We start from the raw sequence: 11,857 nt of genomic DNA, 5'->3' as shown, positions 1-11,857 counted from the left end.
ATGACAGGGGTGTTTTTGAGGACGCCTTCGCGGGCAAGCCCGCTCCCACAGGGATCGATGGTGTTCACTCATTCTATGCAACACAGCCGATCCTTGTGGGAGCGGGCTTGCCCGCGAAAAGGTCGGAACGACCTTCCGGCAATGTCAGATCGGGCTCAATCGTCCAGCGCTTTTACTGACTTGGGCGACAGCCGCAAGCTGCGAAGGCTGCGCTTGACGCTTTTCAGGTGATTGACCAGGCTCGGACCGCGGGCCATGGCCACGCCCATCGCCAGCACATCGATCACCACCAGGTGCGCAATGCGCGACGTCAGCGGCGTGTAGATTTCGGTGTCTTCATGCACGTCGATCGCCAGGTTGACGGTCGACAGCTCAGCCAACGGTGTCTGGCTCGGGCACAAAGTGATCAACGAAGCGCCGCTTTCGCGCACAAGGTTGGCCGTGATCAACAGGTCCTTGGAACGCCCCGACTGGGAAATGCAGATCGCCACGTCGCTCGGCTTCAGGGTGACCGCCGACATCGCCTGCATGTGCGGGTCGGAATACGCCGCTGCAGTCAGCAGCAAACGGAAGAACTTGTGCTGGGCATCCGCCGCCACTGCGCCCGAAGCACCGAATCCATAGAACTCGACACGCTGGGCCTGAGACATCAGCGACACCGCCCTCTGCAACTCCACCGGATCGAGTTTCTCGCGAACCTCCATCAGGGTGTGCAGGGTGGTGTCGAAGATCTTCAGGCTGTAGTCGGCGACCGAATCATCTTCATGGATCGCGAACTGCCCGAAACTCGCGCCGGCCGCCAGGCTCTGCGCCAGTTTCAACTTCAAATCCTGAAACCCGGAGCAACCGATGGCGCGGCAAAACCGCACGATGGTCGGCTCGCTGATGCCCACGCTGTGGGCCAGGTCGGCCATGGAACTGTGCATCACCGCCGCAGGGTCAAGCAGCACGTGGTCGGCGACCTTGAGCTCCGACTTGCGTAACAGGTGGCGTGACTGGGCGATGTGTTGCAGCAGATTCAAAGGGGTGGACTCTTTGTTATTGGCAGGCGCCGGGGATGTAGCACGCTTGTAGTTATACTACATGAATCGGCTTTTTGCCTGCTCAATGCGTAACTCAATGTCCCCATTTCATGCGACATGCACTCCATGTAGCCCTCTCGGTCGTTGTAGCAGCTGGCGAAGCCTGCAGCTACAAAGGGTTGGCGTCGCGACGTAAAAGCTCGGCCAGGTCGGCGGCTTCAACAGGACGGCTGACCCAATAGCCCTGCACTTCATCGCAGCGCTCGGTCTTCAGAAACTCCAGCTGCTCCGGTCGCTCGACGCCTTCAGCCACCACTTTCAGCGACAGACCATGGGCCATGGCGATGATCGCCCGGGTGATCGCCGCATCCTCGCTGCTCTCCCCCAGACCGCGGATAAATGCCTGATCGATTTTCACGTAGTCCACGGGGATGCGCTTGAGATAGCTGAGAGACGAATAGCCAGTGCCAAAATCGTCGATTGCCAGTTTCACCCCAAGGTCGCGCAACTGCTGGAAGGTCGCAATGATGTGCTCGACGCTGTCCAGCAACTGGCTTTCGGTGAGTTCCAGTTCCAGGTAATGCGGCGCCAGACCGGTTTCCTCCAGCACCTGGCGCACCAGGCTGACCAGTTTTCCCTGACGCAGTTGATGCACCGACAGGTTGACCGACACCCGAATCGGCTCCAGTCCCTGACGCTGCCATTCACAAGCTTGCCAACAGGCCTGGCGCAAAACGAACTCGCCGATAGCGCCGATCAGCCCGGTTTCCTCGGCCAGACCGATGAAATCCCCCGGCGGTACCTGGCCCAGGGTCGGGTGATTCCAGCGTACCAACGCCTCGGCGGCATTCAGCCGGCCGGTGGCGAGGCAGAGTTTCGGTTGATAAAACACTTTCAGCTGCTTTTCTTCGATGGCTTTGCGCAACTGGTTCTCGAGCTGCAAACGCTCGAGCGTGCTGGCTTGCAGGCTGTCTGTATAGAACTGGAAGTTGTTGCCGCCCAAGTGTTTGGCATGCTGCATGGCCATGTTCGACTGGCTGACCAGCGCGGAAATCTCCCGCGCGGTGTCCGGCAACAGGCTGATGCCCATGGACGCGCTCACCACCAATTCATGCCCCTCGACGGTGACTGGCAAACGCAGCTTGGCCGACAATCGGGTCGCTACGCGCGCCAGGCTCGACAGGTTGCCATAGGCATCGAACAGCACCGCAAATTCATCGCCGGACAACCGGGCAATGGTGTCCGCTTCCGGCAGCGCATTGACCAGGCGGCGGGACATTTTCTGCAACAGTTCATCGGCGATTTCGTGGCCGAGGCTATCGTTGAGCAGCTTGAAACGGTCCAGATTGATGTGCAGCAACGCCAGGCTGCGCCGACCGCCCTGACGCACCCGCTGATGAGCCTCGCGCAGCCGTTCGCGGAACAACGAACGGTTGGCCAATCCTGTGAGTTCGTCGTAATGGGTGAGGTAGCGCATGCGCTCTTCGGATTCACGTCGAGCGGATAGATCGGCGAAGAAGCCGACAATATGACTCACATTTCCCCGCGCATCGCGCACGGCATTCAATTGCAGCCATTGCGGATACAACTCGCCATTCTTGCGCGTTTCGACCAACTCACCTTGCCAACTACCGTGCTGTTCCAGCGCCTGATGAATCGCGGTGTAATGCCGGCGGGCATCGCGGCTGCAGGGCAAATCGACCACGTTGCGCCCGAGCATGTCGTCGATGTCGTAGCCGGTCACTCGGCTGAAGGCCTGATTGACGGCAATCAGCGCGTAATTCGGGTCGAAAATCACAATGCCTTCGCTGGCCGCCTCGAACACTGTCGCCGCCAGTTGGCGCTGTTCTTCCAGGCCCTTGCTGGCGCTGATATCGCGGCGGGTACCGACCATGCGGATCACCCGGCCGTTCTCGGCGCGCTCCACCGCTCGACCACGGTCCTCGATCCAGACCCAATGGCCATCGCCATGCCGTACCCGATACTCGATCTGATAATCCTCGCTGCGACCCTTCAAATGCTCGACCAGCGCCCGCTTCAGCGATGGCAAGTCGTCGGGGTGCAGCCTGGGCTTGAGGTGGCGGAGCATGGCTGTCACGAATTCCGGCTCCAGGCCAAACAGCTCCTGGAGTTGGGTGTGATGGACTTCGTCTGTCTGCAGGTTCCAGTCCCACAGCCCGAGTTCGCTCGCCTTCAACGCCAGCGCCAGCCGCGCTTCGCTCTTGCTCAAGGCCTGGTTGGCGGCGTCCAGCTCCAGACTGCGTTGGGCAACCCGATTTTCGAGGTCGACCTGAGTTTCACGTAATTCGTCTTCGGCGCGGCGACGCTGGTCGATTTCCTTGGCCAGTTCGTGGTTGAGCTGATCGCTGCGACTTTGCGCCTGCTGCAAATGCTCGATCAGGGCCTGATTTTGAAAGCGTCGCAGCAGCCCTTGGTTAATCAGCCGATTGACCTGCCAGGCGACCACGCTCAACGAACCCAGCAAAATCAGGCCAAACCAGCCCCAGCCCTGTTCTTGCTCATCGCCGCCCCAGAACAGATAGCCGATGGCCGGCAATAGACAGGGCAAGGTAAAGGACAGAAAAGCCGGCAGGCTGACGGCATAAGCGACGCTGGCCGAGAGGGCCGCGGCGCCGATCAGGCCGAACACCCAGGCTTGCTGCATGAAATTGTCAGCGGGCACTAACGCGATGCCAGCACCGGCCAGGGTCAGGCCAGTCATGGCAGAACCAAGCATGAACATGCGACGCCAGACCGGATGAGCCTGACGGTTGGGAATCGCCGAATCGAAGGCTGCGACCTGAATCACCCGCAACGCCACCAGCGACAATAACCAGATCAACCAGACGCTGACCACGAAGTAACGCTGTGGGCTCCAGAGCAAGCCGGCGCACACCAGACCGTTGATCAGCATGAACAGCGTAGGCAACAGCGAGCCTTGGTACAGCAGGCGCGTGCGTTCGACCGCCATTTCCATGGCGTACTGCTTGCGGATAACCCGGGGCTCCACAGAGGGGCCCGACAGGTCGGAGCTGAGGGTCATAGGCAATGTTCTTGTTCTTATAGTGAGCATGCGAGCCCGAATTGTGCACGGAGCATACACAAGCAAATGCCCGGACCAAACAGCCCAAGGTCATAAAATAGACGAAAGTTTGAGCCGCCCACCTCGGCAAAAAAGCCGCCAGACGAGCTCCGCCAATGCTTGCAGCCGGTGACCGACCGGTCGTCATCGGTGCTTCTTTCATCGGCTAATGCAAAGCTCGGTTTGCCCGGTGTGACGGCGCACCCTAGAATGCCCCGATGCGCGATGATCTCTCCCTTCTGCTGAACTCCCTCAACGATGCCCAACGTCAGGCCGTAGCTGCCTCCGTGGGTCGTCAGTTGGTCCTGGCCGGTGCTGGCTCCGGTAAAACCCGAGTGCTGGTGCACCGTATCGCCTGGTTGATCCAGGTCGAAAACGCCTCGCCCCACTCCATTCTGTCGGTGACCTTCACCAACAAGGCCGCTGCCGAGATGCGTCATCGCATCGAGCAGCTGATGGGTATCAACCCGGCCGGCATGTGGGTCGGCACCTTCCACGGCCTGGCGCACCGCTTGCTGCGGGCGCACTGGCAGGAAGCCGGCCTGAGCCAGACCTTCCAGATTCTCGACAGTGACGACCAGCAACGGTTGGTCAAGCGGGTGATCCGCGAGCTGGGCCTGGACGAGCAACGCTGGCCGGTCCGACAGGCCCAGTGGTTCATCAACGGGCAGAAAGACGAAGGTCTGCGTCCGCAACATATTCAAGCCAGCGGCGATCTGTTCCTGGCGACCATGCGCAGCATTTATGAAGCCTATGAGGCTGCTTGCCTGCGCGCCGGCGTCATCGACTTCTCTGAACTGCTGCTGCGCGCCCTTGATCTGTGGCGCGATAACCCGGGACTGCTCGCCCATTATCAGAAGCGCTTCCGGCACATTCTGGTGGACGAGTTCCAGGACACCAACGCCGTGCAGTACGCCTGGTTGCGCCTGCTGGCCAAGGGTGGCGACAGCCTGATGGTGGTCGGCGACGACGATCAGTCGATCTATGGCTGGCGTGGCGCGAAAATCGAGAACATTTATCAGTATTCCGACGACTTCCCGGATGCCCAGATCATTCGTCTGGAGCAAAACTACCGCTCCACAGCCGGGATCCTCAAGGCCGCCAACGCCCTGATCGCCAACAACACCGGGCGCATGGGCAAAGAGTTGTGGACCGATGGCGGCGAAGGCGAAGCAATCAATCTGTACGCCGCCTTCAACGAGCACGACGAAGCACGCTACGTGGTTGAAACCATCGAAAGCGCGCTGAAAACCGGCTTGGCCCGCAGCGATATCGCGATTTTGTACCGCTCCAACGCCCAATCACGCGTTTTGGAAGAAGCCTTGCTGCGCGAGCGCATTCCGTACCGCATTTATGGCGGCCAGCGCTTCTTCGAACGGGCAGAAATCAAGAACGCCATGGCGTACCTGCGTTTGCTGGAAGGCCGTGGCAACGACGCGGCCCTGGAGCGGGTGATCAACGTTCCGGCCCGTGGAATTGGCGAAAAAACCGTCGAAGCCATCCGCGATCATGCACGCCACAGCCATGTGTCAATGTGGGAAGCCATGCGTCAGCTGGTGGCCAACAAAGGCCTGACTGGCCGTGCTGCCGGCGCCCTAGGGGCGTTTATGGAGCTGATTGACGACCTCGCCGCCAAGTGCCTGGAAATGCCGCTGCATTTGATGACCCAAACCGTGATCGAGCAATCGGGGCTGATTGCCTACCATCAGGCGGAAAAAGGCGAGAAAGGCCAGGCCCGGGTAGAAAACCTTGAGGAACTGGTCAGCGCCGCGCGTAACTTCGAAAACCCGGAAGAGGATGAAGAGCAGTCGCCATTGGCGGCGTTCCTCGGTCACGCCTCGCTGGAGGCCGGAGATACCCAGGCCGACGAACACGAAGACAGCATTCAGTTGATGACCCTGCACAGCGCCAAGGGCCTGGAATTCCCTTACGTGTTCCTGGTGGGCATGGAAGAAGGCCTGTTTCCGCACAAGATGAGCCTGGAAGAACCCGGCCGTCTTGAAGAGGAACGCCGCCTGGCCTACGTCGGTATCACCCGGGCGATGCAGAATCTGGTGCTGACTTATGCTGAAACCCGACGCCTGTACGGTAGCGAGACCTACAACAAGGTGTCGCGTTTCGTACGTGAAGTGCCGAAAGGCCTGATCCAGGAAGTGCGGCTGTCCAACAGCGTCAGCCGTCCGTTCGGCGGTGGCCAGCAGCAGAGCTCCAGCAGCCTGTTCGGCGGCAGCGAGATCCCGGACACCGGGTTCAGCCTCGGCCAGACTGTGCGGCATTCGGTGTTCGGCGATGGTGTGATCCTGAATTTCGAAGGTGCCGGCGCTCAGGCGCGGGTACAGGTGAACTTCAGCGAGGGCAGCAAGTGGTTGATGCTGGGTTACGCCAAGCTGGAAGCCGTTTAAAGGCGACCGTCAGGGCGCATTTCTGTGGGAGCGAGCCTGCTCGCGATGAACGATGACGCGGTGTTTCTGTTGTTCCGCGGTGCGACTATCGAGAGCAGGCTCGCTCCCACAGTTTGATCGCGTAGTGGCGCTGGTCGCTTTTCCTACAGAACTCATACACTCGTCCTACAGACCAAAGTTAACAGGCCTTATTGCGCTGACTGAAGCTGAACACAACCTGTCAGGCAAAAGCCCGAAACACTCTGCCGCTAGCCAGTAACACTTCAGCTGTGCAACATGGCGCGCGTGCCTTCCACAAATGGGAATTCCCTTTATGAAACGTTTTCTTAGCATCGCCATGGCGTTGTGCATTGGCCTGACGATGAGCCTCGACGCCAATGCCGCCAAGCGCTTTGGTGGCGGCAAGAGCTCCGGCGCTGCGCCGACTCACCAGACCAGCCAAATGGCTCCTTCTTCTGCTGCAGGCGGCGCTGCTGCCACTGCGGGCGCGGCCGGTGCTGCTGGCGCCGCTACCAAGGCCAGCGGTGCTTCGCGCTGGCTCGGCCCTCTGGCCGGTATCGCTGCCGGTGGCCTGCTGGCCTCCATGTTCATGGGCGACGGCTTCCAGGGCATGCAGATCTTCGACATCCTGATCATGGCGGTCATCGCCTTCCTGGTCTTCCGTTTCATCGCCGCTCGTCGTCGCAAGCAGCAGGAGCACATGGCTCCAGCCGGCGCGCCGATGCAGCGTGAAGTGTTCGAACAGAAACCATCAGCCATGGGTTCGATCTTCGGTGGCTCGGCTGCACCTGCTGCCGCTCGTCCGGTGATCAACGCGCCAGCCTGGTTCAATGAACACAACTTCATTGAAGCGGCCCGCAACCACTTCCAGTCCCTGCAGCAACATTGGGACGCCAACGAAATGGACAAGATCGCCGAGTTCGTGACTCCGCAACTGCTGGAGTTCCTCAAGCGCGAACGTGCTGACCTGGGCGACGGCTTCCAGTCGACCTACATCGATAACCTCCAGGTACAACTGGACGGCGTTGATGACCGTGCGGACAAGACCATCGCCACCCTGACCTTCAGCGGCGTGTCGAAGTCCTCGCGTTTCGACCAGGGCGAAGTGTTCAGCGAAAGCTGGAACATGGAACGTCCACAGGGCGAAAACCAGCCTTGGCTGGTGGCCGGTATCCGCCAGAACGGCTGATCACTTCCCGCGTTTCACCTGTTGTAATAAAACCCCGGCCTCGGCCGGGGTTTTCTATTTCGCGGTTGCATCTATAGCGAGCTACTGTATAAACCGCCCCAACTAAACCGCGCCATCAAGCAAGAGGATCCCGGACGTGGAAGAAATCATCGAACAACTGCGTGAAGCCAACGAACCGGTACCGGTCCCCTTGGAATTGCCTGACGAAGATCAGATTGTGGAAATCGAAGAGCAACTGTTCATCGACATCCCGTTCGTCTTCAGAGAATTTTTGCTGACCGTCAGCGACGTGGTCTACGGCAGCCTGGAGCCGGTGACCGTCACCGATCCGCAGTCCCACACCTACCTGCCAGACGTTGCCGCCAACGCCTGGGACGCTGGCGTTGATCGCAGCATGATTCCGATCTGCCAGGACGGTGACAATTACTACCTGGTCGAAGAAGACGGCACCGTGGTGCTGTGGCTGGCCGAAGAAGAGCTTATTGCCGAAGAAACCTGGGAATCGGTCTGGCACTGGGCGCGAGACGTCTGGCTGGAAAGCTGATTGAGCTCGACTTGTAGCCTGTAGCAGCTGGCGCAGCCTGCGTTCGGCTGCGAAGCAGTCGTAGACCCTGCGACTCGGTAACCCTGAAACTCCTCATTGCCTGACTTGCGGCTGCTGCGCAGTCGAACGCAGCCTTCGGCAGCTGCTACAGAGGTCTCAGTGGCTTGAGGAGTCCTTGTGATTGTCCAGCGTTTCCAGCAAGGCCACCTGCATCCGCGTATGCACGCGAATGAACCAGCGCCAAAGCAGCGCCGCCACCGCGGCCGCGACTATGACGATCAGCACCAGCAACTTGTTGGTCGGCAGAATACTGGCCGACAAGACTGCCAGCAGCAGGAAGATCACTAACAGCGAGAGTATCGGGATCACTTCGGCGATCACCCGACGCACTCGCTGTGTGTGGCGGCCGGCCATTTCCGGCTTCACACCCATCTCTGCCAGCAACATCGACAGCGCCTTGAGCTTGCGATAAGCGGCGATCAGGAATGGCAGTGACAACAGCAACGCCCCACCCCAGATCAACGCTTTCTGCCAGCTCGGATCGCTGATCCAGTCCTGTAGGTAAACGGACAAGCGCTCGGCGAAGAACGCGCCCGAGAGAAAGATCGCAATCACCAACGCCAGATTGACCCCAACCTGCAACAGAATCCGCCGAATCATCGACGCCAACAGTGCGCCCTCACCCTGAGGCTGAATGCTGCGCAGCCATTCGCCATACATCCCCAGCACACGGCTCAGACGTTGCGGCATCACCGCAGCAAGCTTGATCGACAGCGGATCAGCCGCGCGAATCAGATACGGCGTCAACAGCGTGGTGATCACCGAGACGGCCACCGCCACCGGGTAGAGAAAGTTGCTGGTGACCTGCAGCGTCATGCCCAACGCCGCGATGATGAAAGAGAATTCGCCAATCTGTGAAAGCCCCATCCCCACGCGCAGTGAGGTGCGTCCGTCATTGCCGGCGATAAAGGCACCGAGGCCGCAGGACAACATCTTTCCCAGCACCACAGCCACGGTGATCACCGCGATCGGCCAGGCGTATTGCAGCAGGATCATCGGGTCGAGCATCAGGCCGATGGCGACGAAGAAAATCGCACTGAACAGGTCGCGAACCGGCTCGATCAACTGCTCGATCTTCAGCAGTTGCCGCGATTCAGCCATGATCGCGCCGATCAGGAACGCGCCGAGGACCATGCTGTATTCAAGCTTGACCACCAGCAGGCAGAAACCAAAACACAGGCCCAGTACAGTGATGAGCAGCATCTCGTTGCTTTCAAATTTGGCCACATAGGCCAGCAGTCGGGGCACCAGCAGAATGCCTATAACCAGTGCGACAATCATGAACAGTGAAAGCTTGCCGACCGTGGAAAACACTTCGCCGGAACTGACGGTGCCGCTGACCGCGATGCTCGACAGCAACGCGATGATGCCGATACCGAGGATGTCTTCGACGATCAACACGCCGAAGATCAGCTGGGCAAAACGCTCGTTCTTCATCTTCAGATCATTGAGCGCCTTGACGATGATGGTGGTCGAGGAAATCGCCAGGATCGCGCCGAGGAACAGCGAGTCCATGGTATTCCAGTCGAACCAGCGGCCGATTTCGTAGCCGATCCAGATCATCAGGACGATTTCCAGGAAGGCGGCAATGAACGCTGTGGCGCCAACCTTGAACAGCTTGCGCAGGCTGAACTCCAGGCCCAGGCAGAACATCAGGAAAACCACCCCGAGCTCGGCGAGGGTCTTGATGGTTGCTTCGTCGTGGATCAGGCTGAACGGCGGCGTGTGCGGGCCGATGATGAAACCGGCGACGATGTAGCCAAGTACCACCGGCTGTTTGAAACGATGAAAGAGCACGGTCACCACACCCGCGATCAACATGATCACTGCCAGATCCTGAATGAAGCTGATGGCATGCATGGCGTGTGGCTCCTTGGGTGGGCTTTTGAAGGGTAACATCGCGACTTCCGACGGGAAGACGGTGCAATATATGGAAACAGATAGATTCGGGCGTGACGGCGCCCCCCCGCCCGGCGTCCCGATAACTGTTGGTTTGAAAAACCAAGCACCCGTAGAGGTGTAACCCCGAATCCTGCCTTGAACCCGTGAGTACGTTATGGAACCCGGAAACGCCCAGCTGTCGATGACGGTATTGATGACCCCCGACATGGCCAATTTCTCTGGCAATGTCCACGGCGGCACCCTGCTCAAATACCTCGATGAAGTGGCCTACGCCTGCGCCAGCCGCTATGCCGGCCGCTATGTGGTGACCCTGTCGGTGGATCAGGTGATCTTCCGCGAGCCGATTCACGTCGGTGAACTGGTGACTTTTCTGGCCTCGGTCAACTACACCGGCAACACCTCGATGGAGGTGGGCATCAAGGTCGTGACCGAGAACATCCGCGAGCGCTCGGTGCGCCACACCAACAGCTGCTTCTTCACCATGGTCGCGGTGGATGACCAGCGCAAACCGGCCGCAGTCCCGCCGCTGCAACCGCAGAACAGTGAAGACAAGCGTCGGTACATGCAGGCCCAGCAGCGTCGGCAGATTCGTCAGGAACTGGAAAAACGTTATCAGGACATCAAGGGCGACGCCTGAGCAGACAGTTATCCAGCGCTCTTCAGATCGCTATCGCGAGCAGGCTCGCGATTGGGACAACCACCCGATTACAGGCTGATCGCTGTCGCCTCAAACCGCACCCGCGGATGGGCAATCCGGTCCTGCGCCCGCACCAGTTCCAGCTCATAGCTGGCGCAGGCCTGGGTTTCCAGCAGCACTTCATGCACCGCCGCCGCGGTGAATTCGAAGGCGCTCACCAGATTGTCACCCAGCAGCACGCGCGTCAGGAACAGCCCGGCAGTCAGGTCACCAACGCCGACCGGCTGACGCGGAAACGCCAGCAGCGGCCGACGCAGGTGCCAGCTGCCTTCGGCGGTCACCAGCAACATCTCGAAGCCATCCGCCAGTTTGCCGGGATAGTCCAGATGCTTGACCAGCACCGCCTTCGGACCGCGCGCCAGCAGCGCACGCGCCATGGCCAGGCAATCGAACAAAGACTGCGCCTTGCGCCCCGAGAAGCTGTTCAGCTCCAACTGATTCGGGCACATGAAGTCGGCCACCGCAGCCGCCTCTTCCAACAGAAAATCGCTGACCTCGGCTGGAACGGTGCAGCCCTTCTCCGGATGGCCCATCACCGGGTCGCAGAGGTATAGCGCTTTGGGATTGATCGATTTGATTCGTTCCACGCCCGCGAGAACCGCCCGTCCCTGGGCCGCGCTGCCGAGGTAGCCGGACAACACAGCATCGCAATTGCCCAGCTCACCGATCGCCGCGATGCCTTCCACCAATTCCGGAATCTGATGCGGGGCCAGCACTTCTCCGGCCCACTGGCCATATTGCGTGTGGTTGGAGAACTGCACGGTATTGAGCGGCCAGACGTTCACCCCGATCCGCTGCATCGGGAAAACCGCGGCGCTGTTGCCTGCGTGGCCGAACACCACGTGGGACTGGATGGCGAGCACATGGGGCGTACGTTTCATGCGGTGAGTTTTCCGTCAAACGATTGAAATTCGAGCCGCGCAGTATGCGACTAAACGCAGCCTGTACGACAGACCGGC

Annotated in this window: 8 protein-coding genes; 4 read left to right on the top strand and 4 right to left on the bottom strand. The window is 59.9% G+C overall.

The features are described from left to right. Window positions 1-155: 155 nt before the first annotated feature. Entirely contained in the window at window positions 156-1,022 is an 867-nt protein-coding gene (hexR, locus tag KGB18_RS00890) for a transcriptional regulator HexR (RefSeq protein ID WP_007896526.1), read from the bottom strand. Between the two features lie 169 nt (window positions 1,023-1,191). Next, the gene (locus KGB18_RS00885) at window positions 1,192-4,065 is read right to left on the bottom strand and encodes an EAL domain-containing protein (protein ID WP_123720138.1); all 2,874 of its coding nucleotides are present in this window, start codon (window positions 4,063-4,065) and stop codon (window positions 1,192-1,194) included. Window positions 4,066-4,322: 257 nt separating this feature from the next. On the opposite strand from KGB18_RS00885, the gene uvrD reads away from it, so the two are divergent. From uvrD to KGB18_RS00870, 3 genes are all read left to right on the top strand, one after another. After that, a complete protein-coding gene (gene uvrD / locus KGB18_RS00880; protein ID WP_123720137.1) occupies window positions 4,323-6,506 on the top strand; it encodes a DNA helicase II in 2,184 nt (727 codons plus the stop codon). Window positions 6,507-6,819: 313 nt separating this feature from the next. Continuing rightward, window positions 6,820-7,695: a Tim44 domain-containing protein gene (locus KGB18_RS00875; protein ID WP_123720136.1), complete on the top strand. Its 876-nt coding sequence runs from the start codon at window positions 6,820-6,822 to the stop codon at window positions 7,693-7,695. Window positions 7,696-7,831: 136 nt separating this feature from the next. Next, complete coding sequence (locus KGB18_RS00870) at window positions 7,832-8,239, top strand: SMI1/KNR4 family protein (RefSeq protein WP_008007803.1); 408 nt, start codon at window positions 7,832-7,834, stop codon at window positions 8,237-8,239. 156 nt (window positions 8,240-8,395) lie between these two features. On the opposite strand, the gene KGB18_RS00865 is transcribed toward KGB18_RS00870, so the two are convergent. After that, complete coding sequence (locus KGB18_RS00865) at window positions 8,396-10,159, bottom strand: cation:proton antiporter (RefSeq protein ID WP_123720135.1); 1,764 nt, start codon at window positions 10,157-10,159, stop codon at window positions 8,396-8,398. A 196-nt stretch (window positions 10,160-10,355) separates the two neighbouring features. On the opposite strand from KGB18_RS00865, the gene KGB18_RS00860 reads away from it, so the two are divergent. Continuing rightward, the gene (locus tag KGB18_RS00860; protein ID WP_007896533.1) at window positions 10,356-10,838 is read left to right on the top strand and encodes an acyl-CoA thioesterase; all 483 of its coding nucleotides are present in this window, start codon (window positions 10,356-10,358) and stop codon (window positions 10,836-10,838) included. 68 nt (window positions 10,839-10,906) lie between these two features. Here the strand turns inward: KGB18_RS00860 and pdxY are convergent, their stop codons facing one another. Continuing rightward, a complete protein-coding gene (pdxY, locus tag KGB18_RS00855; RefSeq protein WP_123357120.1) occupies window positions 10,907-11,779 on the bottom strand; it encodes a pyridoxal kinase PdxY in 873 nt (290 codons plus the stop codon). Window positions 11,780-11,857: the final 78 nt, after the last annotated feature.

The organism is Pseudomonas sp. BF-R-26, from assembly GCF_019947395.1.
GTDB lineage: Bacteria > Pseudomonadota > Gammaproteobacteria > Pseudomonadales > Pseudomonadaceae > Aquipseudomonas > Aquipseudomonas farris.
This window is presented reverse-complemented; position numbering and strand designations above follow the sequence as displayed.

What these genes read in the sequence shown, in the direction of transcription:
- KGB18_RS00875 (WP_123720136.1), top strand. Translation starts at nt 6,820, where the DNA reads ATGAAACGTTTTCTTAGCATCGCCATGGCGTTGTGCATTGGCCTGACG.
- KGB18_RS00885 (WP_123720138.1), bottom strand. Translation starts at nt 4,065, where the DNA reads ATGACCCTCAGCTCCGACCTGTCGGGCCCCTCTGTGGAGCCCCGGGTT.
- KGB18_RS00860 (WP_007896533.1), top strand. Translation starts at nt 10,356, where the DNA reads ATGGAACCCGGAAACGCCCAGCTGTCGATGACGGTATTGATGACCCCC.
- uvrD (WP_123720137.1), top strand. Translation starts at nt 4,323, where the DNA reads ATGCGCGATGATCTCTCCCTTCTGCTGAACTCCCTCAACGATGCCCAA.
- KGB18_RS00865 (WP_123720135.1), bottom strand. Translation starts at nt 10,159, where the DNA reads ATGCATGCCATCAGCTTCATTCAGGATCTGGCAGTGATCATGTTGATC.
- pdxY (WP_123357120.1), bottom strand. Translation starts at nt 11,779, where the DNA reads ATGAAACGTACGCCCCATGTGCTCGCCATCCAGTCCCACGTGGTGTTC.